Origin of the sequence: Herbaspirillum sp., from assembly GCF_017744395.1 — a bacterium.
In the GTDB taxonomy this organism is placed as follows: domain Bacteria; phylum Pseudomonadota; class Gammaproteobacteria; order Burkholderiales; family Burkholderiaceae_D; genus Herbaspirillum.
Genome location: NZ_JAGIBI010000001.1, coordinates 427,532 through 452,178, shown reverse-complemented (window position 1 = coordinate 452,178; position 24,647 = coordinate 427,532). Strand labels below are relative to the sequence as shown.

Sequence of the window (24,647 nt, the reverse complement as noted above, 5' to 3'; positions counted from 1 at the left end):
GACCGGAAAACGATATGACCGAATTCTCCACTTTACTCCAACAGGGCAATGCCTGGCTGTTCGTGCCCAGCGCCATCCTACTGGGCGCCTTGCACGGCCTTGAGCCGGGCCACTCCAAGACCATGATGGCGGCGTTCATTGTCGCCATCCGGGGAACATTCGCGCAAGCCGTGCTGCTGGGGCTGTCCGCCACGATTTCCCATACGGCGGTGGTCTGGGCGGTAGCCATGGCGGGCCTGTACTTCGGCCGCAACTGGAATGCCGAAACCACGGAACCCTATTTCCAGATCGCTTCCGCGGTGCTGATCATCGGCGTGGCCGCCTGGATGCTCTGGCGCGTCTGGCGCGAGCAGCGCCAGGCGAACGGGCATCACCACCACCATGACGAAGCCAGGCGCATCGACACCGGCCACGGCATCGTCAGGCTGGAGATTTTCGAAGATGGGGTGCCGCCGCGCTTCCGCCTTCGCAGCGAGAACAAATCCGGCCCGGCCTGGCCCGCCAGCCAGGCGCAGATCGAGATCGAACGGCCCGGCGGCAAGCGCGAGGTCTTCACGTTCGTCCAGCGCGACGGCTTCATGGAGTCGGAACAGGCCATCGACGAGCCGCACGAATTCACGGCCCGCCTGCGCCTGGGCCACGGCCATCACCACCATGATTACGACGTCGTCTTCACCGAGCACGACCACCATCACGACGGCGGCCTGGACGTTGCCGGCGCCGGCTACCAGGATGCGCACGAACTGGCGCACGCCAACGACATCCGCCGCCGCTTCGCCAACCGCAACGTCAGCACGGGGCAGATCGTCGTCTTCGGCCTGACCGGCGGCCTGATACCCTGCCCGGCCTCCATCACCGTGCTGCTGCTGTGCCTGCAACTCAAGAAGATCAGCCTGGGCGCGGCGCTGGTGCTGTGCTTCAGCATCGGCCTGGCGCTGACGATGGTGGCTTCCGGCGCGCTGGCGGCCTTGAGCGTGAAGCATGTCTCCAGGCGTTGGAGCGGATTCGGCGAGTTCGCGCGCAAGGCGCCGTATTTTTCCGGCGTGCTGATCGTGCTGGTCGGGCTGTATGTCGGCTACCAGGGCATCACTGCGCTGGCTTAGGCTGGCTTTCCAGGATGCCGGCCAACGCGCTGACCGCCTGGAACAAGGTGTCCTTGTTGCTTTCTTCACCGAGTTGCGGGAATTTCTCGTGCAGCTTGAGCATGGACCACCATAGGCCGGAGCCGTCCTTGATCTCGTCGACCGGCGTCCAGACGGCGGCTTTGTCGATGTTCCGTTGCACCATGTAGACGCCGCCGTCGAATTTCAGGCCGCAGCAGCGCAGGAACCTGGAAGGCATATTGATCTTCCTGGGATCGTCGGCGCCGGCATTGAGCGAAACCAGGACGATTTCCCCAAACAGCCGCACCTGCTCCCTCACCTCTTCGAACAAGGCCTTGCCCCAGTTGCTGCGGTATTTGACTTCCACCAGTTGCTTGCTGCTCTGGTCGCGGTTCATCACGGTGAAATCAGGCAGATGGCTCATCGCATCCGGATATCCCAATGCCTTGTATTCCACCGCGGACATACAGGAGAGTTCCCGCAAGACCTTTTCGATGCCGCTGTCGATGACCCGGTATTGCGCATCCTCGAGAATCGCGCGCACGATGCCTTCGGTCATTTCCTTCTTGATTCGATCAACAAACTTCATCGCCATTTCTGTTGTTATTTACGTGGAGAAGATTCATTTTCATGATGCCCCCTGGCGTCGTAACGATAAGACGCCTCTCCGCACGAATGAAAATACTCCGTAGAGTGTAATGGTTAAATGAAAAATATTGCCAAGGAGCAGTAGAAACAACGAACGATTGCTGCCGAAAAAAAACGCTCATCATCTGAGCGTTTTTTTACATCCATTGATATCAGGCCAACAATAAAGAACTCACCCGTTCCCGGAAGCAGACGGCAAGCGCCCCGGCGGCGGCCCGTCGCTCCCGCGCGCGGGTCGGTTGCGGTTAAGCCAGTAAGCGCCGGTATCGGCCACCGTCCCCATGAATTCCTTGGGGTCGGCCGATTTCACCACGTAGCCGTTGGCGCCGAGATCGTAGCTTTGGTCGATGTCGCGCTGGTCTTCCGAGGAGGAGAACATCACGACCGGGATGTGCGCGGTCGCGGCATTGGATTTGATGATCTGCAGGAACTCGTGCCCGCTCATCAGCGGCAGGTTGAGGTCGAGCAGGATCAGGGCGGGATGCGCTTCCTTGCGCTCCGCGTATCCTCCCTGCGCGAAAAAGAAATCCTGCGCCAGCTCGGCATCGGCGAACCAGGTCATCTTGTCGGCAAGCTTGCGGGTGCCCAGGGCCAGGCGCGTCAACTCGGCCACTTCCTCGCTGTCGTCCACGAGGATGATGTCATATTGCCCGATATCCATAAGGAGCGCTTTCTTCCGTCTTCTGTCAATTCCAAGCTGGAACCATTGTTGTCAATCCGGCCATTTTCCGGCCATCCCATACGCTGCGCACACATTGGTGCGTTGCACTGCAAGCCATGCCGGCGCGGTCGAAAATCCGCCGGAGAGCCAGTGCAGACAGCGTTTTCAGCTTGCCCCTGCACAGATTATTGCATAGCTGGTTTGAAAATAAATCAGGGTTTTCCTGATCCCCGCCGGCTGCCGTTGCTGCGGACAGTCATTTGTCGGACGTCGCGATGCCGGTGCGGATCGCGTAACGGACCAGCCCCGGGACGTCGCGGATATCCAGCCGTTCCATCAGTTGCGCGCGGTGCGTCTCGATGGTCTTGGCGCTGACGTTGAGCTGGTAGGCGATTTCCTTGGTGTTGTTGCCTTCGGCAATCAGTTGCAGGATCTCGCGCTGCCGCGGCGTCAACACTTCGACCGGCGCGCCGTTCTGCGACACCCGTTTCATGTAGCTGTCCAGCGCCTCGCGCGAGATGTGCGAATCCAGGTATTGCCGCCCCTGTTTGAGTTCGGCCAGTGCCTTTTCCAGTTCGGTGGCGGCGGAATCCTTGAACAGGTAGCCGTTGGCGCCGGCATTCAAGGCCTGCATCACATATTCCTCGCTGCCGTACATCGACAGCATCAGGAAGCGCGTGGCCGGATAATCGCCGCGCAGGCGGCGCAGCGCCTCCAGGCCGTTCATGCCTTTCATGGCGATATCCAGTATCACCAGGTCGGGCTTGAGGCGGGCGATCAGTTCGATCGCCTCGCTGCCGTCGGCGGCTTCGCCGACCACCTCCACTCCCGGCATGGCCGCCAGCAGCGCCTTGATGCCGCTGCGCACCAGCGCATGGTCATCCGCCAATACGATGCGTGTCTGCATGTTCAGATCCTCCTTACGACAGGTGCGGCCGGCAGGTGCATGACGATTTCCGTCCCCTCGCCCGGCGCCGATGAAATGTCCATGGAACCGCCGACCAGCACCGCGCGCTCCTCCATGTTGAGCAGGCCGAAGCTGGTGCCGGAAATGGCGTTGCTGCGCGCGCGCTCGACGTCGAAGCCTTGGCCGTCGTCGCGTATGCTCAGGTAGAGCTGGTCTTGCTGGCGTTCGATCCTGACCCAGATGTTGCGGCATCCGGCATGACGCAGGATATTGGTGACGGCTTCCTGGACGATGCGGAAAGCCGTGTTTTCGATGTCATGGTGCAGCTTGCCTTCCTGGCCGCCGCTTTCGAACCAGCCGTTGACGCCGGCCATCCTGGACTTCTGCTCGACATAGGAGCGCAGGGCCGCGGTCAGGCCCAGGTTGTCCAACTGCGGCGGGCGCAGATCCAGCGACAGGCTGCGCACCTGCGCCAGCACCGAGGTCACGATGTCGATGCCGTTCTGCAACGCCGGGCCTTCCAGCGTGCCTGTCTTGCGGATGGTTTCCAGTGTGATCTTCAAGGCCGTGAGCGACTGGCCGACGTCATCGTGCAGGCCGCGCGCCAGATGCTGGCGTTCGCGCTCCTGCACCTCGATCACGCGGGACGACAGCAATTGCTGGCGCTGGATGGCCAGCTCCAGTTCGCGCCGCGACTCTTCGCGCTCGGTCACGTCGAGCGCCAGCCCGGCCACCATGTCACCCCGGCCTTCCCCGTGGAGCGGAAAGCGCACCACCTCCAGGATGCGGGCGTTGTGGTTGTGGTCGAACACGGTTTCCTGCGTATGCAGCTCGCACCTGTCCTGCAGCACCTTACGGTCGTTCTCCTGCGCGGCTTCGGCCGCGCCGCTCGACATCAGGTCGGCGTCGGTCAGGCCATCCATGTCGCCTGGCGTCATCCCGAAGAAAGCCGATTGCGCCGGGTTGACATAGCTGTAGCGCAATTGCGCATCCTTGATCCAGGTCGGCATCGGCGCCGCGTTCATGAAGGCGTTGAAGCGCGCCTGCATCTCGCGCAAGGCCTGGGCGCTGGCGCGCTGCTTGCGCCGCGCCTGGGCGTCGCGCAGTTCGCGCTCCACCGCGTGCGGCAGGCGGGTGATGGCGCTCTTGAGGAAATAATCCTGGGCGCCCGCCTTCATCACTTCGACCGCGGTCTGCTCGCCAATGACGCCGGAGACGATGATGAACGGCGTCTGGTCGTTGTCCTTCTTGACGACTTTCAAGGCTTCCACGCCGCTGAAGGCCGGCATCGAATAATCGGAGATGACGATGTCCCAGCGCGAATCGCGCAACGCGCCCAGCAGCGCGGCCTCGTTGTCGACCCGCAGCCAGGTCGGCTCGAAACCGGCGCGTTTGAGCTCGCGCACCATCAGCACGGCATCTTCCTCCATGTCCTCGACAAACAAAACGCGAAGCGGAATGCTCATGTATCCGGCCTCTCGAAAGAGTATTGCAATCAAACCAGGGCGGCGCTCATGGCCGGCCTGGCGGTTTATCCTTCATTGCTGTTCGGCCGCGCCCGGGGGCAGGCCCTTGGTCGGCAGCGAAAAATAGAAGCTGGCGCCTTCCTTCGGCCTGCTCTCGGCCCAGACGCGGCCGGCATGGCGGATCACGATGCGCTGCACCAGCGCCAGCCCGATTCCGGTGCCGGCAAAGTCTTCCTGGCGGTGCAGGCGCTGGAACGTTCCGAACAGCTTGTGGGCATAGCGCATGTCGAAACCGACGCCATTATCATGCACGCCGTAGACGATCTCGTCCTCGCCCTCCTCGGCCATCACGCGCACCTGCGGCTGTTCGCTCCTGCTGCTGAATTTGATAGCGTTGCTCAGCAGGTTTTCCCAGACCTGGGCGATCAGCCCGCGGTTGGCCTCCACGCTGCCCATGGCCGCCGCATCGAAATCGAAAACCACGTGCGGGTTTTCCCGGCGCAGTCCGGCAATCACCTGCTCCACCAGCTCGCCCATGGCGAAGCGCTCCGGCGCCAGCTCGCCGGTGGTCGACTTGGCCAGCTTCAGCAGGTCGTTGATCAGATCGTCCATCTTCCTGACGTTGCGGCGGATCACCTGCAGCTGCTCGCGCCCCTTCTCCTGCAACGCCGCGGCGAAATCCTCTTCGAGGATCATGGCGTAGCCGGAGATGGCGCGCAGCGGCGCGCGCAAGTCGTGCGAAACCGAATAAGAAAAACTCTCCAGTTCCTTGTTCACGTTATGCAAGTGCAGGGCCTGGCGCTTCAGGTCGGCATTGAGCGTTTCGATCGCTTCCTCGGCATGTTTGCGCTCCGAGATGTCGTATATCACGGTGCGGCTGACCAGGTGGCCGTTGTCCGGGTTCAGGATGGCGGTGGCATTGAGCAACGCCGTAAACACCGAACCGTCGGCGCGCCGGTATTCCAGGTCCTGGCTGACGAGTTCCCGCTTGAGCAGCAGCTGCGGCAACAATTCCCTGGTGTAGCGTTCGGCGCTTTTCGGCGCCAGCAGGTCCGCATGCGTCATCTTGCCCACCACCTGTTCGCGCGTGTAGCCCAGCCACTTCAGTTCGGTGTCGTTGATCTTGATGATCGTCTTGTTCGTTTCATCCACGGCGTGGTAGCCGCAGGGAGCATTGTTGTACAAGTCTTCGATCTCGGCGGTGTAGGCCTGGGTCTTGCGCTGGGCCTCCGCGCGCTTGGCCATCTCGAGCCGGAGTTTGCGGTACACCGCCACCAGCAGGACGATGCTAAGCAGACTGCCGCCAAGCACCGCCAGGCTGGTAACCCGGGCACTGTCGGCGGTTTCCTGGGAACGGATCGCCAGCAAGGCATTCTCCCTCCCCTTCAAGTCGGCGAAGCTGGCACGGATATCGTCGCTCAATGCCTTGCCGGCCAGCAGTTGCGCCTGCGCCGCTTGCGGCGCTAGTTCCAGCAGCTTGCGCGCCAGCTCCAGGCGTTGCTCCAGGAGGTATTCGATGGCCGACAGCCGTTGCAACTGGGCGGGATCGTCCTGCATGAGCAGGCGCAATTCATGCATCAGGGCGTTGAGCCGGCGTACGCCGGCCTCGAAATTGCCCCGGTATTCATTGTTGCCGGACAAGGCATAGCCGCGCGCGCTGCCGACGATGTCGCGCAATGTCGAATGCGCCTCTTCCAGGGCGTTGAGCACCGTATGCGTATGCTGCGTCCAGACCGCGCGCTCTTCGAAATTGCGCACCGAGTAATACGAGAAACCTGCGACGCCCACCGAAAGCAGCAAGGCCAGGAAAAAGAAGATGGCGGTGCCGGCAGCCGCTAATTTGGTTTGATTGAAGGTCGGCATCTTTTTCGGTATGCGGGAAACTCCAACAATGTCGCTTCAGACGAAGCGTTCCGATTCGATTGGTATTGCCTTGCTTCTGAAACAGTCAGTGCTTGCGTGCGTCTGCCGGCTTTCAAGATGCGCCGCTGCTGCATCTCCGTATTTTTTCTTATTAATTTTTATTTATTCTATAACATCCCTTCGATTTGTTACTAGACAGCATGCATTCCGTCACTGAAAGGGATGTCTTCAAATCGGGGAAAGATTCGCTGCGCAAATCAAGGCGTAAACGTAAAAACGCCCGCTTACGCGGGCGTTTTCATCTGGCGGAGCGGACGGGGCTCTCCTACATGCTGCAGGCCGCGGAATCGCTTGCAAGCGATTCCCTTCTCGCCCCGCCGCAAGCCGCGCAGGCGGCTTGCTCCACTCCGCTTCTGATCGGAGGACTCGCTACGCGAATCAGGGTGTAAACGTAAAAACGCCCGCTTGCGCGGGCGTTTTTATCTGGCGGAGCGGACGGGGCTCGAACCCGCGACCCCCGGCGTGACAGGCCGGTATTCTAACCAACTGAACTACCGCTCCTAAACCTGTTTGACTGTTGGATGCCGATGGTGGGTGCTGAGAGGCTCGAACTCCCGACCTAAGCCTTGTAAGGGCTCCGCTCTACCAACTGAGCTAAGCACCCCGATACCTTAACAGTCTGCCGCTGTGTCACCAGCGACGAAAGTCCGTTATTTTATAGCATCTTTCAGCGCCTTGCCAGCTTTAAATTTAGGTACTTTCGCTGCCTTGATCTTGATCGCTGCACCGGTCTGCGGATTGCGGCCGGTACGCGCTGCGCGCTTGCCGACGGCGAAGGTGCCGAAACCGACCAGGGTCACGCTGCCATTCTTCTTCAGCGTGGTCTTCACTGCACCGATGAATGCATCCACTGCGCGGCCGGCTGCGGCCTTGGAGATGTCTGCGGCACCGGCAATATGTTCAATCAGTTCGCCTTTATTCACTTACGCCCCTTGTACAAATAAGTTTAATTATCAGTGACAGCGCTTGCGACTCAACGGTAGAGTCCTCTCACCGTCGCTTGCCTTGCGGAAAAATTCCGCAGCGGCTATTAAACAAGCCGCAAATCCTTGTGTCAAGCGGGTTTCCGGGTTTTTCGGCAATTTTGGGGCGACAAGGCTGGTTCCCCGGCGGAAATCAAGGCGAAAGCCGCTGAGGCAAGAAAAAACGCCTCCGAAGAGGCGTTTTCCATACTTGCGATATTGCGATATGGCTTCCCGATCAGTGCTTGACCACCGGATCGACAGCGCCATCCTTCGGTGCGACAGCCGCTTCGACAATCGCTTCGTCTTCCGGCAACGGCATCGGCTGGCGTTCCAGCGCGATTTCCAGGACTTTGTCTATCCAACGCACCGGAACGATCTCCAGCTTGTTCTTGACGTTGTCCGGGATCTCGGCGAGGTCCTTGACGTTCTGCTCGGGGATCAACACCGTCTTGATGCCGCCGCGGTGCGCCGCCAGCAGCTTTTCCTTCAGGCCGCCGATCGGCAGCACTTCGCCGCGCAGGGTGATTTCGCCCGTCATCGCCACATCGGCGCGCACCGGAATGCCGCTGAAGATCGACACCAGCGCAGTCGTCATGGCGATGCCGGCGGACGGACCGTCCTTCGGCGTCGCGCCTTCAGGCACGTGGATGTGGATATCGCTCTTCTCGAACACTTCGTTCTTGATGCCCAGCTTGCGGGCGCGGCTGCGCACCACGGTGCGGGCCGCTTCGATCGATTCCTTCATCACGTCGCCCAGCGTGCCGGTGCGGATGATCTGTCCCTTGCCGGGCATGTTGACGGCTTCGATGGTCAGCAGGTCGCCGCCCACTTCGGTCCAGGCCAGGCCGACCACCTGGCCGATCTGGTTTTCCTTTTCGGCGATGCCGAAATCGAAGCGGCGCACGCCCAGGAACTTGTCCAGGTTGCGCGAGGTGACGGTGACCTTCTTCTCCTGCTTTTTCAGCAGCAGCATCTTCACTACCTTGCGGCAGATCTTCGACACTTCGCGTTCCAGTGAACGCACGCCGGCTTCGCGGGTGTAGTAGCGGATGATGTCGCGGATCGCCGATTCGGCGACGCTGATCTCGCCTTCCTTCAGGCCGTTGTTCTTGATCTGCTTGGGCAGCAGGTAACGCTGCGCGATGCTGGTCTTCTCGTCCTCGGTGTAACCCGACAGGCGGATCACTTCCATCCGGTCCAGCAGCGCCGGCGGGATGCTGAAGGAGTTCGAGGTCGCCACGAACATCACGTCCGACAGGTCGAAGTCCACTTCGATGTAGTGGTCCGAGAACGTATGGTTCTGTTCCGGATCCAGCACTTCGAGCAGCGCCGACGACGGGTCGCCGCGGAAGTCCATGCCCAGCTTGTCGATTTCGTCGAGCAGGAACAGCGGGTTGCGCACGCCGACCTTGGACAGACTTTGCAGGATCTTGCCCGGCATGGAGCCGATGTAGGTGCGGCGGTGGCCGCGGATCTCGGCTTCGTCACGCACACCGCCCAGCGCCATGCGCACGAACTTGCGGTTGGTGGCGCGCGCGATCGACTGGCCCAGTGAGGTTTTACCGACGCCCGGAGGACCGACGAAGCACAGGATCGGCGCCTTCAGCTTGTCCACGCGCTGTTGCACGGCGAGATATTCGAGGATGCGTTCCTTGACCTTCTCCAGGCCGTAGTGGTCGCCTTCCAGCACCTTCTCGGCGTTGGTCAGGTCGTTGTTGACCTTGGACTTCTTCTTCCAGGGCAACGCCACCAGCGTATCGATGTAGTTGCGCACCACGGTCGCCTCGGCCGACATCGGCGACATCAGCTTGAGCTTCTTCAGCTCGCTCTGTGCCTTTTCCAGCGCTTCCTTGGGCATCTTGGCGGCCAGGATCTTCTTTTCCAGCTCTTCCAGGTCGGCGCCGTCTTCGCCCTCGCCCAGTTCCTTCTGGATTGCCTTGACCTGTTCGTTCAGGTAGTACTCGCGCTGCGACTTTTCCATCTGGCGCTTGACGCGGCCACGGATGCGCTTTTCCACCTGCAGGATGTCGAGTTCGCCTTCCAGCTGGCCGAGCAGGTGCTCGTAGCGCTTGGCGACGTTGAAGATCTCCAGGATGACCTGCTTCTGCTCGAGCTTGAGCGGCAGATGCGCGGCGATGGTGTCGGCCAGGCGGCCGGCGTCGTCGATGCCGGCCAGCGAAGTCAGGATCTCGGGCGGGATCTTCTTGTTCAGCTTCACGTACTGGTCGAACTGCTGCACGATGGTGCGGCGCATGGCTTCGACTTCAGCCTCGTCGCCCTGCTCCGACTCCACCGGGGTCAGGTCGGCCACGAAATGCGTGTCCAGTTCGCTGATGTGGTGGATACGCGCGCGCTGCGCTCCTTCGACCAGCACCTTGACCGTGCCGTCCGGCAATTTCAGCATTTGCAGGATGTTGGCGACGCAGCCGATTTCGTAGATATCATCGGCCGAAGGCTCGTCCTTGGCGGCCGCCTTCTGGGCTGCGAGCATGATGCTCTTGCCCTGCTCCATGGCCGCTTCCAGCGCTTTGATCGACTTGGGGCGACCAACGAAGAGCGGGATCACCATGTGCGGGAAGACAACCACATCCCGTAACGGCAACAGCGGCAATTGCGATTGTTCTGTGAGTATTGGAGTCGTCATGGCGGGCCTTATCAATGAATACTGTGAATGATGTTGGCACGAGTGACCAAAACACAAGTCCGGCTGAGCTAAAAAATCACGGCCGGGAAACCGATGTCATGATCGCAACAAAATAAAAAAGCCACACACGAAGTCGCCCTCGGGTGGCTTTGCGATGGAAGCCAGAGTGATTTGCGCCGGTTTATTTTACCGCGTTTGCGGTTACCGGACTTATGCGGCCTGTTACTGCATGGAACGGCGCATGATGCCGCGCCGCTCCCTACTGCTTCGAAAATCCCGCGCCCCCTCAGGCGCCGGAAACCTTCGGTTGGTCGTGGTAGATCATCAGCGGCTTGGCGCCGTTGGTGATGGTGTTTTCATCGACCACAACCTTGGCCACATTCTGCTGGCTGGGCAGTTCGTACATCACGTCCAGCAAGGCATGCTCCAGGATCGAACGCAGACCGCGCGCGCCGGTCTTGCGCGCCAGCGCCTTCTTGGCGATCGCGTGCATGGCGGCGGGACGGATCTCCAGCTCGGCGCCTTCCATCTGCAGCAGCTTGGCATATTGCTTGACCAGCGCATTCTTCGGCTCGATCAGGATCTCGATCAGCGCCGCCTCGTCCAGTTCGTTCAGGGTGGCGATGACCGGCAGGCGGCCGACCAGTTCGGGAATCAAGCCGAACTTGACCAAGTCTTCCGGCTCGGCATTGAGCAGCACCTCGGAGTTGGTCTTCTCGGACTGGCTCTTGACGCTGGCCGAGAAACCGATGCCGCTCTTTTCCGAACGGTCGGAAATGATCTTGGCCAGGCCGTCGAACGCGCCGCCGCAGATGAACATGATGTTGGTCGTGTCGATCTGCACGAAATCCTGGTTCGGGTGCTTGCGGCCGCCCTGCGGCGGCACCGATGCCATGGTGCCTTCGATCAGTTTCAACAGCGCCTGCTGCACGCCTTCGCCCGACACGTCGCGGGTGATCGAGGGGTTGTCAGACTTGCGCGAGATCTTGTCGATTTCGTCGATGTAGACGATGCCCTTCTGGGCCTTCTCGACTTCGTAATTGCAGTTCTGCAGCAGCTTCTGGATGATGTTCTCGACGTCCTCGCCCACGTAGCCGGCTTCGGTCAGCGTGGTGGCGTCGGCGATCACGAAGGGGACGTTGAGCATGCGCGCCAGCGTTTGCGCCAGCAGCGTCTTGCCGGAGCCGGTGGGACCGACCAGCAGGATGTTGCTCTTGGCCAGTTCGACGTCGTCCTTCTTGCCCAGGTGCTTCAGGCGCTTGTAATGGTTGTACACCGCCACCGACAGGATGCGCTTGGCGGTGGATTGTCCGATCACGTACTGGTCCAGCAGGTCGCAAATCTCCTGCGGCGTGGGCAGGTCCGACTTGGCGCCGGGGACCGATTCCACGCTGGCGGCTTCATCACGGATGATGTCGTTGCACAGGTCGATGCATTCGTCGCAGATGAATACCGAAGGGCCGGCGATCAGCTTTTTGACTTCGTGCTGGCTTTTGCCGCAGAAAGAGCAATAAAGCAACTTTTCGCCGCTGGAAGATTTTTTCTCGGACATAGAGCTAAAGGAGGTAATTTACGACTTGATCATACCTGCGAAATGCGAATTCGTCACGGTTTGGCCGTTTTCGGCCGCGCCCCGCATCTCCGGTTCGCCATGTGACATTTATATGTCATCCCGCCCCCGGTTTATCAAGGAAACAGAAGCGAAAAAGCCGTTCTTTGCGAAATTCCCATAAAAAATGCCCGGACGGCAATTCGTCCGGGCATTTTCAGGCGTTTTACTGTCTTACTGCCGGGCCGGTTCAGGCACGTTCGGTCAACACCTTGTCGATCAGGCCATATTCCACGGCGGCATCGGCCGACATGAAATTGTCGCGATCGGTGTCCTTGCTGATCTGGTCGACCGAGCGGCCGGTCTTTTCAGCCAGGATGCCATTGAGGCGTTCGCGCAGGTACAGGATTTCACGCGCCTGGATCTCGATATCCGATGCCTGGCCCTGGGCGCCGCCCAGGGGCTGGTGGATCATGATGCGAGAGTTCGGCAGCGAGAAACGCTTGCCCTTGGCGCCGGCCGCCAGCAGGAACGCGCCCATGGACGCGGCCAGGCCGGTGCACAGCGTCGACACTTGCGGCTTGATGAACTGCATCGTGTCGAAGATCGCCATGCCGGCCGAAACCGAGCCGCCCGGCGAGTTGATGTACAGCGAAATATCCTTGTCCGGATTTTCGCTTTCCAGGAACAGCAACTGGGCGACGATCAGGTTGGCGGAAGCGTCATTGACCGGTCCGACCAGGAAAATGATGCGTTCCTTCAGCAGGCGCGAGTAAATGTCGTACGCGCGCTCGCCGCGGCCGCTCTGTTCGACCACCATCGGCACCAAGCCGAGCATTTGCGTGTCCAGTGCAGACTCCTTGATCAGACCTGTCATGTGTGCATCCTTAGCGTAAAAGTTTTCCGATACTACGCGAGAAAACCGGATTACGCTTGCGCCTGATTACCCATCAGTTCGTCGAACGAAACCGGCTTTTCCGAAACCTTGGCCTTGCCGAGAACGTAGTTGACGACGTTTTCTTCCAAAACAAGAGCTTCGACTTCGGCCAGGCGGCGACGGTCGGAGAAGTAGTACTTCAGCACTTGCTGCGGGTCTTCATAGCTTTGCGCGAAGTCTTCGATCTGCGCCTTGACCTGCTCTTCGGTGGCTTCCAGCTTGTTCTGCTTGACCACTTCGGCCAGGATCAGGCCCAGGCGCACGCGGCGCTCGGCCTGGGCGGTGAACAGTTCCTTCGGCAGTTGCATGACCTTCGGGTCCATGCCGCGCTGGGCCATGTCCTGCTTGGCCATTTCCGACAGGCGCTCGACGTCCTGCTCGATCAGGGCCTTCGGCACTTCCAGGTCGCTGGCCTTGATCAGGGCGTCCATCACGCTGTCCTTGGTCTTGGCCTTGGTGCGCGCGGTGACTTCGCGTTCCAGGTTCTTCTTGATATCTTCGCGCATCTTGGCCAGGTCGCCGTCTTCGATGCCCAGCGACTGTGCGAAGTCGGCGTCGACTTCAGGCATGTGCGCCCATTCGACCTTCTTCAGGGTGATGGTGAATTCAGCGGTCTTGCCGGCCACGTCCTTGCCGTGGTAGTCGGCCGGGAACGGCAGCGGGAAAGTCTTGGACTCGCCGACCTTCAGGCCGATGGTGGCGGCTTCGAATTCCGGCAGCATGCGGCCTTCGCCCAGCACGAACGGGAAGTTGTCGGCCTTGCCGCCCTGGAATTCCACGCCGTCGATCTTGCCGACGAAGTCCACGGTCACGCGGTCGCCGTTCTGGGCCGACTGGTCGGCGCCGCCGTCGCCGTGCGCGCCTTGCTCGCCCTTGACGTGGTAGTGCACGCGCTGCTTGCGCAGGATGTCGATGGTCTTGTCGATTTCAGCGTCGGAGACCGATGCGGTGGTCTTTTCGACTTCCGAACCGGACAGGTCTCCGATGACCACTTCCGGATAGACTTCGAAGGTGGCGTTGAAAGCCAGTTGGCCTTCGCCGGCTTCTTCGCTGGTCTTGGGTTCGATCGACGGGAAACCGGCCACGCGCAGGTTGTTCTCGACCGCTGCGTCGTTGAATGCGCGGCCGACCTTGTCGTTCAGGACTTCGGTTTCGACCTGGTAGCCGAACTGGGCGGCAACCATCTTCATCGGCACTTTACCCGGACGGAAGCCCGGCGCCTTGGCAGTGCGGGCACGCACCTTCAGGCGCTTTTCCACTTCAGCCTGAACATCGGCCAGCGGGAAAGTCAGGGTCATACGACGTTCGAGTTTGCTCAGGGTTTCGACTGCAGTTGCCATTTAAATCGTCCAAATAATTAAGAATTCCGTAAGCCGGAACATTCGTTTTCCCGCCCGCACCGATGTGCCAGACGAGAAACGGCCTGCCCGACCGCGCTAAAGCCTTCTATTTTATACGGAAAAACCTTGCGGAGTCCAAAATTGGGCCGATGGCCCCGCAAAGCCCGGCCAAAGCGCCGGCATTGCCTTGAAACGCCGGCCGGTACAGGCAGTTGCAAGAATCGCATCGCGCATCGCAACCGCCGCCCGATACCACAATTTCCACAAGGCAATCCGGCCGACACGATTGCCAGCCTCCGGCAATCGCAGCGCCTGTTTATTTGACCGGAATCGGCGACGATGCCGCCACTGGCACGGCCGTCACCGCATTCATCGGGCTGCCGTCGATCAGTTTGTCCGAATAGGTCAGGTAGACCAGCGTATTGCGCTTGACGTCCACCACCCGCACCACGTGCAGGCGCTTGAACAGGATCGACATGCGTTCGGTGAACACGTCTTCCTGCACCGGCAGCTTGCCGTTGAACTGCACCGCCGCCACCTGGCGGCAGGCGATCGACGCCTCCGACTTGTCCTCGGCCAGCCCCACCGTACCCTTGACGCCGCCGGTACGCGCCCGCGAGACGTAGCAGGTCACGCCGCCCACCTTGGGGTCGTCATAGGCTTCGATGACCACCCGGTCGTTCTTGCCCAGCCAGCGGAAGGCGGTGCTTACCTCCGCCAGGTCTTCCGCCTTCACGCTGCCCGCGGCGAAGGCGGCGGCGCAAAGAACTAGGCAAGCCAGGGAGCGTGCATTGAATTTCATGGATATCTTTGAAAAAGGAAAGGGAAAAGGGGAAAGTAAAAAGGCATGCCGGGGCCCGCTATTCTGCCAGCAGCCCGGACATTGAAGGAACTTACCACAAGCAGCGCATGCATCCGGCACGGGATCGACAGCCCCAGCCAGGCGGCCGGCTTCGCCGGAACGCGCGCCGGTCAGACCGGGCTTGCGTCGTCCTTGTGCTTGATAGGAATACGCAACACAAAGGTCGTACCGGCATCGACCACGCTGCGCACACTGATGTCTCCCCCGTGCTTCTGGATTATTCCATAGGAAAGCGACAGGCCTAGCCCCGTTCCCTTGCCGACGGGTTTGGTGGTGAAGAACGGGTCAAAAATCTTGGTCAGGTTTTCCGCGGGAATGCCACACCCCGTATCCTGGATTTCAATTTCAACGTCCTCGTCGACTCTGCGGGTGGCAATTGAAATCGAACCTCTTTGCTCCCCAATCGATTGCGCGGCATTGACAATCAGGTTCATCACAACCTGGTTGATCTGGCTGGGCAAGCATTCAATTTCAGGAATGTCCCCATAATTCTTGATGACATCCGCCTTGTACTTGATTTCGTTGCTGACAATATTGAGCGTCGAGTCGATGCCGTTATGGAGATTCACCCACTGCCATTCCAGCGCGGTATCCGTGCGCGAAAAATCCTTTAAGTCCTGGACAATCTTTCTTACCCGGCTTATCCCTTCGCGCGACTCGCTCATCAGTGCCGGAATATCCTCTTTCAGATAATCCAGATCCACTTCTTTCTGGATGGCCTGCAGTTCGAGGCTTGCCGCGGCCTTATCTTCCGCATTGTCCAGCCGCTGATAGGCATCCAGCACTTTCAGCAAGGACTCGATATACGTTTCGAGCGAACTGAAATTCGAAAATATATATCCGACAGGATTATTGATTTCATGCGCCACGCCGGCGGCCAATTGCCCGATGGAAGCGAGCTTTTCCGATTGCATGAGCTGCTCCTGCGCCATCGACAGCTTCCGGTTCAGCTCCGTCAATGCTGCATTTCGCTTGACCAGCTCGGCCTCTGCGGCAACGCGCCGGAGCAGGTCTTCCTCCATCTTCTGGTTCGCCACCGCAAGTTCCGACGTGCGCTGTTCCACTTTCATTTCCAGTTCCTGCCACATGCGCCGCAAGTCCAGTTCGGCGTTTTTCTGTGCCGTCACATCCTGAAGCACTTCGATGGCGCCTACGATCTGGCCGTTCTGGTCGCGCAAGGGCGCGGCAGAAAAGTAAAGCCAGCGTCCCTCATTGCCCAGGTGGGGGAAGAATTTCTCGGCCTCTACCGCCCCCGGGATAAGGCGCGACTTCTGGAAGTTGTCATTGTCGTGGTAGTACATTCCCACGACATTTTCGAAGGAACCGTTGACAATCAGGTCGGCCAGGACGGGACGCTCGGCGGGATAAAACGGCGTCCATTGCTTTTTCGTCCCCACCATACTCGCGGCGGGCATGCCGAGGATGTGTTCGCAAGCCTTGTTCCAGTGCGTAATGACATGGTTGTTGTCGATCGCGAAGGCAGGCACGGGGCATCCGTCGAAGAACTCGGAAATTTGGGGCTCGAACAGAGGCTGCTGAATAGATGACATTCCCGTCTCCCTGGCTAGGATCGTTCTTATGGCGCCCTCAAGATAGCGCAGACGTCTTCAAAGGACTTTTCGGTACTGCTGAATACTTCCGTCAATATTGCTTCGCTCAACCCAAGCTGGTCCCATTGGGATTGGGGGATGACCGGCACTTGGTTGTCGGGAGGGCTTTGGAGGTCCAGGGCATGCGCGATGGCATCGGCCACGACAATGACCGACGCCGCCTTGCCATGGAGATCAGGGGCGCCTTGCGCAACGGTATCGAGCGTCGCCACGATGGAGGCCGGAAATTTCCAGCGGGTCAGCACTGCGCGGCCTACCAGCTTGTGGTCAACGCCGAGGACGGCAACTTCCGCAAGAGACAATTCGGCATCGTGCGCGCTGCTCCAGGACAGCACATCCTGGTACCGAACCGGATAGTGGGTAATCAAAACCAGTCGTCCAATGTTGTGCAAGAGTCCCGCGATGAAAGCCTGGTCTTCATTCTCGCCGATGCACTTCGCCAGGCTTCTGGCCGCTAAGGCCGTCGCGATGGCATGTGTCCACAATTGCGCATGCAGCTCACTGGAAGCGCGTCCTGAAAATATCTGCGCCAAGCCTGCGGCAGTGGCCAGCGAACGGATGCAGCCAAAACCGAGAACGGCGACCGCATAAGCGATGGAGCCGACTTTGCCTTGCATGCCGTAGAACGAGGAATTTGCAAGACCGAGCACCTTTGCCGCCAGGGCCTGGTCATAGGATATCTTTTGAGAGAGAAGGTTGGCGTCGACATCCTCCTTCTCAAGGGCCCGAAACAGCTCCATCACGATATGGGGCAGCGCCGGGAGATCGAGGACCGCCTCGCTTATCTCATCCTTAGTCAGGGGAATCATGGCGTCCTTTTGTTCTGTATCGCCGCAGGCAATTCATCAGGACACGATTTGCGTCGCTGTGACGGCTATTTCTGAAGAGTACGTCAACCCTCTTCAATTGTTCATCAACCTGCATCTCTGCCTGCCCGCGCATGTCATCGGCCGGCGACAACACCACGGTCACATGGAGCACGCCCCGGTTTTTCAAGGTGTGCAGCGATTTTTCCGATAGCTTGGTACCGGCAGGCATGAGATATGTCCCGGGCTTCTCCTCTATCGGCTGGGCCAGCACCATTCCGGAAACGGCCTTATCCAGAGGTATTTCCTTGACCAGCTTGGCGGCGCTCATTGGCCCTGCTCCTCTGGCAGCCTGACAAAGGTGATGAGTTTTCCCCTGGAGCGCGAGGTCTTCCCCATGGGATAGATGTTCACGCCGTAGAGATCGTCCCGAATTTCCATATGGAGATTCCCCTGCCCCCAAGCCTGCGCTACCAACGGAATGCTGCGCATCAGGTTGGTGCCAAGCAAGGCCTTGTCGCTGCCCAATAGCTGCTGCGCCGCTGAATTGAGAAATACGATATTCCTTTCCTCATCCGCCCCCATCAGCGGAATGTTGAGATGCTCCAGGATTTCATGGGTGATCTGCAGGCTTACCTCATCGTTTTCTATTCGCTGCTCCTGCTCCTTGAGCAGCCGGTCCAATTCCTGGTTGGTTGCGGCAAGCGCTGAATTAGCCAATTTGAGCTCGTGTTGCAGGCGATTGTTTTCATCCTCCATCTCCTTGCGCCTGAATGCTTCGGCCACATGCTCCCGAAGCTGTTCGTCATCCCAGGGTTTGGTCAGGAATTTATAGACGGCTCCTTCGTTGACGGCATCGGTGACGGATTGCAACTCCGTGTACCCGCTCAATACGATGCGCACAGTATCCGGATATGTATCCTTGGCCAGGCGCAAGAATTCGACGCCGGTCATCCCCGGCATTCTCTGGTCGGTGATGATCACGTCCACAGGACTGCTCTTGAGCACTTCCAGCGCCTCGTCGCCACTGTTTGCAGTGACTATTTCGTAACGATCCTGGCGCAACAAACGCCGCAAGGCCGACAAGATATTTGCCTCATCGTCGACCAGCAACAGTCGACGCGGAGCCGTGGATGCACTAAGTCCGTCAGGCATGGCCGTCGCTTTCGTATCAGTTCTTCTTTTCCTCAATCGTGATCGATATCTGCAGGCTGATGTCTTCCAATTGCTCGAATTTGCGTATCTGCTGAATGTTGTTCTGGGTGAGTACGGAGTCTTTGACGATCAGCAGGACGCCTTCGCCAGTGCGCAGATCTTCCGCGAGCTTCATGCCGGCCTCGAGATCCCTTGACTTGACTTCACGCGACTTTTCACGAAGGAGCGAATCCTCTTCATTGACCAGCGCCACGAAGGCTTCCACGACCGACGGATCGTATCGGATGCCGCTTTGCGACTTGATGACCTGGATGGCCTTCTCCAGCGGCAACGGCTGCGCGGCGATCGCGCCGGAACGCAGCGCTTCGAAATCCCGGGCCAAGGCCAGGATGCGCGATCCCAAGGGGATCTGGTCGCCGGCAATGCCGGAAGGAAGCCCTCGCCCGTCATAACGCTCATGCTGATGCAGGATGAATTCGCTTATTTCGCCAAACGACGCCAGAGGCGTGAGCACCATGTGCCCCTTGACCGCATGATTCATGAACATGCGTGACTCTTCGCCAGTCATTTTTTCCTGCGGCTTGCGTATGAGTTCATCCGGCAGGCCGATCTTTCCGATCGCATGCAGCAAACCGGCAATTCCGAGATGCTGGATCTGCCCTTCCGTCAGTTGGAATTTCTTTCCGAGCCTGCGGCCGAGCGCGCTCACCCGATCGGACTGCCCGCCCAGCATGCCGGAACGAAGCTCGATCAGGCTGGAGAACACCTTGAGCATCGTCAAGAAATTCTGTTTGATTTCCTCTTGCCCCTTTTCCAGGAAAAGCACGGTCTGCCGCAGTTCTTCCGTACGGGCCTGGACTTGCTTCTCCAACCGCGCATTAAAGGTCAACAGCTCCTCATTTTGCTTGCGCACCAGCGCATTCAGGCGCGCAGCTTCCTTCTTCAGGAATTGCTGTTCCAGCGCCCTCTCTATGGTCAGAAGCAGGTCTTGCTCATCCCAGGGTTTCTGCAGATAGTGGTAGACCCCGCCTTCATTGATCGCCGAGATCGTGGCGCTGATCTCCGAATACCCCGTGAGCAGGATGCGGGTGATATCGGGATAGCTTTCCTTGGCCTTCTTCAGGAACTGGGCTCCCGTCATTTCAGGCATGCGCATATCCGAAATGATCAAGTCGACTGTATTTTCCTTCAGCAACTCGAGGCCCGCAGCGCCGCTTTCAGCCGTCAGCACCACATATCCCTTCGGCCTTAGTACGCGCTTGAGAGAAGAAAGGATGCTCGCTTCGTCGTCAACCAGCAAAATGACGGGGGCCGCAACCGGCTTCTCGATATTGATTTGCTCCAACGTTGGCACATTGTTCGACACCATGCTCCCCTTTTCTCGTCTCCGCCCGGCGAAGGTTCGCCGCCTCCAGCTTCCTCCCGCCGCTTGGATCATCAGCAGGCGCACTGCAAAACTGATGTCGATGCCGATGCCTGCTTTGCCTTGCGCTTCAATTCGGCCTTGTACTGTTGAACAAAGCCATATGGCAAAGACAGCCCGGAACCTGTTCCGCTCAGCGACCGGGTGAGCGGAACTTAACCAATAATTTCATGAATACTTGATTTAACTGCGAGACCGGGTCTTTTACAAGGGGCTTCCCGCCATAGAGCCCCTCTCAATGCCTGCTTAGTACCTCCGTCCATTATTGGCAATCGCTACGGTACTTTCCAGGCATTTAATCAAGTCAGGCATTTGCCAATCGCTTCCAGCGGCATGGGAGGCGTCTTCGGTTGCTGAACGATATCTTTGACGTTTTCAGGAAGACAACATTTTTCCAAAAAGAAACAATAGCCGTAATGAGGCGTCGGCGCACTTGTTTCCTCTTGCAGAAATGGCGGCATCGCGTGCCATGGCGGCTCCCGAAAATGCCGGTGGAACCGGCGCAAAGCCAGCCCCGGCACGGCACTGCCGAACCGGCAAAACCCAAGCGCCGACCACCGCCCTATACCTGCGGGTCGACGTTTCGGAAAAACACAGACATGCGCAGCGGCTTGCAGTACAATAGCGCGCTTTACGAAAATGCTACCCGCATCGGTAGCGGCAGGTCTGCGGCGACACCGCGCCCGGACTGCTATCGCGCCGATGTCCGACACCTTCAGCGAGGATGGCGAAATTGGTAGACGCACCAGGTTTAGGTCCTGACGCCAGCAATGGTGTGGGGGTTCGAGTCCCCCTCCTCGCACCAGACGATCCCTTGATATTGCATGCCTCCCGTGCCTGATCAACCCAGGCCCGGAGGCCGTTCAGGCCAGCGCCCAGGAACCACCATGCCGACCCAGGAAGAATTCGACGCACTCAAGCAAAGCCATAACGCCTTGCTGAATAAATTCATCGAGAACAATACCGCCGACCAGATCCTGTTCTCGACGCTGTTTACCGCCGCCGCGGTGCTGTCCAAGGACGGAAGGCAGTTCACCCAGGGCGCCATGGGCATCGCCCGTTCGCTGGCGTCGCAGCTGGCGGCCGGCGGCACCATGCCAAAGTCGCTGCTCGATACGGTCGAGACCCGCATCGCGACCATCGAAGCGCTGCTCAAGGACAAGTTCGACTAAGGCGCATATCCGCCCCTTGCGCGCATGCGCCGAAGTGCGCGCAAACATCTCCCGCAGCGTCTCCCGACACACAAAAACTCACGCCGAAGTATCCACCCGGAAATAATTTACGCTACGCGCAAAGCCTTGCCAGGCAAGGATTGCAATAAATCGCGTTTGTCCCCAACGCGTTGTTTACCGCGCGGGTTTGCTTGTTTATCATCCGACTCAGCCACACGGGGAATCATTGACGGGCGCCACCTGAAACCGGCTCATCGCAGAGCAGGCGTTGTTCAATGAATGGGGGATGTAATTTGCAGAGGCGGGAAACATGTCCATGTCGTACCTGATTGTCCACACTTTCGGTTTCAGCGTTTATTTCGTTTTCTTCCTTCTATTTCTCTGGGCCCGCAGTATCCCCCGTACCAATGCCGGTTCCGGCTGGTGGGCAATCTCCATCTCTTTCGCGCTGCTGGCTCGCCTGAGCCTGATGCTGCTGATCCCCACCAATGATTTGCGTCTGATCACTTCTATCTACGCAGCCATCAATCTCCTGGAAAAGCCCTTCCTGCTGATCGGCTTGTACCGCTTCCTCAATCTCGATACCAAGCCGCGCTGGCCCTGGCTGGTTGTCATGCTGGCCGAACTGTGGCTGCTGGCCGCCTGGGTGACGGATATATCGCAATTCAACCGCAATATCGGCTATTCGCTGGTGAATGCCGGCTTCATGTCCTGGATGGCATGGACCTGTTACAAGCACCGCAACGAAGTCCCACGCTGGCTGCTATCGGCTTCTGTCGCATTTGCGGCGATGGGAATCCACTGGCTATGCGGGCCGGTGCTCATCAAACTCTACCCAAGCTGGTTCCTGGACGGCTTCCTGCTGGGCACCATGCTGGTGCTGCTGCAGTACATGTCGCTGCTGGGCGCGACGCTCTCGCAGTTCCAGAAACGCCTGATCGATGCCGAGTCCAAGGCGTTGGACATGGCCTTCCTCGACCCGCTGACCGGCCTGAACAACAAGCGCTACATGAACACCCTGTTCGACCATGCGCTGCTGCTGGCCACCCGTCCGCATCACCTGGTGGCGATCTTCTACATCGACCTCGACAACTTCAAGCCGATCAACGATACCGCCGGCCACCATGTCGGCGACGAAGTGCTCAAGGCCATCGCCGCGCGGATCAAGGGCATCGTGCGCAGCACCGACATCTGCGCCCGCGTGGGCGGCGACGAGTTCATCGTGATCGGCACCCAGCTTGAAAGCGAGAACCAGGCCTTCGAAGTGGCCAAGAAACTGCTGTCCCAGATGACGCAGAAGGTGCAGGTCGGCGAGCACCAGTACATGCTCGGCGCCAGCATCGGCATCAGCCTCTATCCGCACCATGCGCGCGACTTGTCGGAGTTGATCCAGTGCGCCGACAGCGCGATGTACCAGGTCAAGCGCAACGGCAAGAGCGGCTACGAAATCTACAAGGCGCAAAACGACGGCGCCCCGATGCAACCGCAGATGGCGCACTAGCGGCAACTTCGGCTTGGCACCGGCAAGGCGCATGGATTATAGTCAGCCCGACTTTTTCCAACGCCGATAGAAAACGCCTCCATGGCTGTCGACCACTACGAGAACTTCCCTGTCGCCTCCCTGCTGCTGCCGGCCCGCCTGCGGCCTGCCGTCGCCGCCATCTACGGCTTCGCGCGCAGCGCCGACGATATCGCCGACGAGGGCGATGCCGAGCCGACGCAGCGGCTGGCCGCGCTGCAAGCCTACGAGGAGCAGCTCGACCTGATCGCCGCCGATGCCGGGCCTTGCGAGCCCCCCATCTTCCGCCACCTGCAGCAGGCCGTAAAAGAATATGGCTTGCCGCTGCAACCCATGCGCGACCTGCTCTCCGCGTTCAGGCAGGATGTCGTGACCACCCGCTATGCGCGCTACGACGATCTGCTTGACTATTGCCGCCGTTCGGCCAATCCGGTCGGCACCCTGATGCTGCACCTGTACCAGGCGCCGACCGCGCAAAACCTGCGCGACTCCGACGCCATCTGCAGCGCCCTGCAACTGGTCAACTTCTGGCAGGACGTCGCCATCGACTGGCAAAAGTCGCGCATCTACCTTCCGCAGGAAGACCTGGAACGCTTCGGCCTCGGCGAGCAGGACATCGCCGAGGCCAGGTCCGATGCCCGCTGGCAGGCGCTGATGCGGTTTGAAGTGGAACGGGCGCGGGCGCTGATGCTGTCGGGCGCGCCGCTGGCCAAGCGCCTGCCGGGGCGGATCGGCTGGGAATTGCGGCTGGTGGTCCAGGGCGGATTGCGCATCCTGGAGCGCATCGAACGGGTCAACGGCGACGTCTTCCGCCACCGCCCCAAGCTGGGCCGCACCGACTGGCTAGCGATAGGCTGGCGCGGCCTCACCATGTGATCCATGCAACAACGCCCGCCGGGCCGTTGGCGGCCGGGCGGGCGCTGCAAGGATGAAGACGGGTGAAACCGCGCCTGCGGTTGTTGTCAGACCAGCAAGGCCGTAGTGAGCGAGCGGATCTGCTCTTCCGAATCGTCCAGCAGGCTGCGCAGCGACTGGTCGCCGATATAGTCGTCGACCAGGTTCTCGCCGCCGATGCCGGCTTCGGCCACGGTACGCTGGAACGGCGACGGCACCGGCGACAATTCCTTGGCCAGCAGCAGGACGTCGCCGATGGTGACCGGCGGCAGCACGCGCACGCCGTGCCACAGCGATTCGATGGCCTCCACCACCGGCTGCGGCACGCCCAGCTTCTTGAGCACGGCGCGGCCGATCATCTTCTCGCCGTATTCGGCCCAATCCTCCATGCCGCCGGCCAGCAGGTCCGGAAACTCGTCGGTACGCGAGAGCAGGTAGAAGCCGCCGACCTCATGCACGATGCCGGCGAACATGGCCGTCTCCGGGTCGCCGTTGGTCAGCTTGGCGGTCAGCACATGGGCGGTGGCCGCCACATGCGCGCAATGCTCCCAGAGCTGCGCGGCCTTGATGCGCATGGCCGGGTTGCTGATGGTGCGGCCCAACTGGCGCACGATGACCGAGGTGGTGATGGTGTTGAGGGTGCGGAAGCCCAGCCGCATGACGGCCACGCGCACATTGTCGATTTCGCCGCCGGAGCGGTTGTAGGCCGCCGAATTGGCGATGGCCACGGTACGCGCCGCCACCAGCGGCTCGGCCATCACCAGCTTGGCGGCCTGTTCCAGGTGGCAGTCCGGGTCCGCCAAGGCCTGCTGCAGCTTGATCGACGCGCTGACGTTGGCCGGAAACACCAGCTCCCCGCGCCCGGCCTGCGATGCGATGCTACGAAAGAGTTCCAGTCTGTCCATGACGTCTCCAGCCTCCAGGTTATTGGTAGTAGGGGCAATTTTTTCCTTGAGCTTAATGGACATCGCCGGCCGCTGCAATACGATGCGACGCCCTATATTTGCCCTCCCGTACGCACTCGGCTAGCATAGCGCCTTTGCCGGATTTTTCCGGGTTTCCC

The 24,647-nt window shown here is 59.9% G+C and carries 21 protein-coding genes and 3 tRNA genes; 5 read left to right on the top strand and 19 right to left on the bottom strand.

The genetic code is table 11. The annotated features are described in order from the left end of the window. Positions 1–14: 14 nt before the first annotated feature. On the top strand, positions 15–1,103 hold the full coding sequence (locus tag J7548_RS02075) for a nickel/cobalt efflux protein RcnA (protein WP_290969681.1): 1,089 nt from the start codon (positions 15–17) through the stop codon (positions 1,101–1,103). On the opposite strand, the gene J7548_RS02070 is transcribed toward J7548_RS02075, so the two are convergent. The 18 genes from J7548_RS02070 to J7548_RS01985 all read right to left on the bottom strand — a co-directional run bounded on the left by J7548_RS02070 (position 1,087) and on the right by J7548_RS01985 (position 19,945). Then, a complete protein-coding gene (locus J7548_RS02070) occupies positions 1,087–1,692 on the bottom strand; it encodes a hypothetical protein (protein WP_290969679.1) in 606 nt (201 codons plus the stop codon). The two genes, J7548_RS02075 and J7548_RS02070, sit on opposite strands and share 17 nt — an antisense overlap. Positions 1,693–1,923: 231 nt before the next feature. Beyond that, the gene (locus tag J7548_RS02065; RefSeq protein ID WP_290969677.1) at positions 1,924–2,412 is read right to left on the bottom strand and encodes a response regulator; all 489 of its coding nucleotides are present in this window, start codon (positions 2,410–2,412) and stop codon (positions 1,924–1,926) included. Positions 2,413–2,668: 256 nt separating this feature from the next. Beyond that, entirely contained in the window at positions 2,669–3,319 is a 651-nt protein-coding gene (locus tag J7548_RS02060; protein WP_290969673.1) for a response regulator transcription factor, read from the bottom strand. A 2-nt stretch (positions 3,320–3,321) separates the two neighbouring features. After that, complete coding sequence (locus J7548_RS02055) at positions 3,322–4,785, bottom strand: ATP-binding protein (RefSeq protein WP_290969671.1); 1,464 nt, start codon at positions 4,783–4,785, stop codon at positions 3,322–3,324. A gap of 72 nt (positions 4,786–4,857) precedes the next feature. Further along, entirely contained in the window at positions 4,858–6,648 is a 1,791-nt protein-coding gene (locus J7548_RS02050; RefSeq protein WP_290969668.1) for a CHASE3 domain-containing protein, read from the bottom strand. 484 nt (positions 6,649–7,132) lie between these two features. Beyond that, positions 7,133–7,209 (bottom strand) — tRNA-Asp (locus tag J7548_RS02045). Between the two features lie 27 nt (positions 7,210–7,236). Beyond that, positions 7,237–7,312, bottom strand: a tRNA-Val gene (locus tag J7548_RS02040). A 46-nt stretch (positions 7,313–7,358) separates the two neighbouring features. Next, positions 7,359–7,631: an HU family DNA-binding protein gene (locus tag J7548_RS02035; protein WP_141916721.1), complete on the bottom strand. Its 273-nt coding sequence runs from the start codon at positions 7,629–7,631 to the stop codon at positions 7,359–7,361. Between the two features lie 277 nt (positions 7,632–7,908). Next, positions 7,909–10,317: an endopeptidase La gene (gene lon, locus J7548_RS02030; RefSeq protein ID WP_290969661.1), complete on the bottom strand. Its 2,409-nt coding sequence runs from the start codon at positions 10,315–10,317 to the stop codon at positions 7,909–7,911. Positions 10,318–10,603: 286 nt separating this feature from the next. Then, positions 10,604–11,869 carry an ATP-dependent Clp protease ATP-binding subunit ClpX gene (gene clpX, locus J7548_RS02025; RefSeq protein ID WP_290969658.1) on the bottom strand — a complete coding sequence of 422 codons (1,266 nt, stop codon included), beginning with the start codon at positions 11,867–11,869 and terminating at the stop codon, positions 10,604–10,606. A gap of 247 nt (positions 11,870–12,116) precedes the next feature. After that, positions 12,117–12,743, bottom strand: a complete 627-nt coding sequence (clpP, locus tag J7548_RS02020) for an ATP-dependent Clp endopeptidase proteolytic subunit ClpP (protein ID WP_290969625.1) — start codon at positions 12,741–12,743, stop codon at positions 12,117–12,119. Positions 12,744–12,793: 50 nt separating this feature from the next. Continuing rightward, positions 12,794–14,143, bottom strand: coding sequence for a trigger factor (gene tig, locus J7548_RS02015; protein ID WP_290969622.1), 1,350 nt, complete (start codon positions 14,141–14,143; stop codon positions 12,794–12,796). A gap of 316 nt (positions 14,144–14,459) precedes the next feature. Then, complete coding sequence (locus tag J7548_RS02010; protein ID WP_290969620.1) at positions 14,460–14,945, bottom strand: CreA family protein; 486 nt, start codon at positions 14,943–14,945, stop codon at positions 14,460–14,462. 170 nt (positions 14,946–15,115) lie between these two features. Continuing rightward, positions 15,116–16,555 carry an ATP-binding protein gene (locus J7548_RS02005; RefSeq protein WP_290969617.1) on the bottom strand — a complete coding sequence of 480 codons (1,440 nt, stop codon included), beginning with the start codon at positions 16,553–16,555 and terminating at the stop codon, positions 15,116–15,118. 26 nt (positions 16,556–16,581) lie between these two features. After that, a complete protein-coding gene (locus J7548_RS02000; RefSeq protein ID WP_290969614.1) occupies positions 16,582–17,424 on the bottom strand; it encodes an HDOD domain-containing protein in 843 nt (280 codons plus the stop codon). After that, positions 17,408–17,752, bottom strand: coding sequence for a hypothetical protein (locus J7548_RS01995; RefSeq protein ID WP_290969612.1), 345 nt, complete (start codon positions 17,750–17,752; stop codon positions 17,408–17,410). The genes J7548_RS02000 and J7548_RS01995 overlap by 17 nt, the downstream gene beginning before the upstream one ends. Then, a complete protein-coding gene (locus J7548_RS01990) occupies positions 17,749–18,576 on the bottom strand; it encodes a response regulator (protein ID WP_290969610.1) in 828 nt (275 codons plus the stop codon). The genes J7548_RS01995 and J7548_RS01990 overlap by 4 nt, the downstream gene beginning before the upstream one ends. Positions 18,577–18,592: 16 nt before the next feature. Further along, positions 18,593–19,945, bottom strand: coding sequence for an HD domain-containing phosphohydrolase (locus tag J7548_RS01985; protein WP_290969608.1), 1,353 nt, complete (start codon positions 19,943–19,945; stop codon positions 18,593–18,595). 772 nt (positions 19,946–20,717) lie between these two features. Between J7548_RS01985 and J7548_RS01980 the strand changes: the two genes are divergently transcribed. The 4 genes from J7548_RS01980 to hpnC all read left to right on the top strand — a co-directional run bounded on the left by J7548_RS01980 (position 20,718) and on the right by hpnC (position 23,566). After that, positions 20,718–20,804 (top strand) — tRNA-Leu (locus J7548_RS01980). Between the two features lie 82 nt (positions 20,805–20,886). Then, entirely contained in the window at positions 20,887–21,171 is a 285-nt protein-coding gene (locus J7548_RS01975; RefSeq protein WP_290969606.1) for a hypothetical protein, read from the top strand. A gap of 316 nt (positions 21,172–21,487) precedes the next feature. Further along, positions 21,488–22,672 carry a GGDEF domain-containing protein gene (locus J7548_RS01970; RefSeq protein ID WP_290969604.1) on the top strand — a complete coding sequence of 395 codons (1,185 nt, stop codon included), beginning with the start codon at positions 21,488–21,490 and terminating at the stop codon, positions 22,670–22,672. A gap of 81 nt (positions 22,673–22,753) precedes the next feature. Beyond that, positions 22,754–23,566: a squalene synthase HpnC gene (hpnC, locus tag J7548_RS01965; RefSeq protein WP_290969602.1), complete on the top strand. Its 813-nt coding sequence runs from the start codon at positions 22,754–22,756 to the stop codon at positions 23,564–23,566. A gap of 86 nt (positions 23,567–23,652) precedes the next feature. On the opposite strand, the gene J7548_RS01960 is transcribed toward hpnC, so the two are convergent. Beyond that, positions 23,653–24,489, bottom strand: a complete 837-nt coding sequence (locus J7548_RS01960) for an HDOD domain-containing protein (protein ID WP_290969600.1) — start codon at positions 24,487–24,489, stop codon at positions 23,653–23,655. Positions 24,490–24,647: the final 158 nt, after the last annotated feature.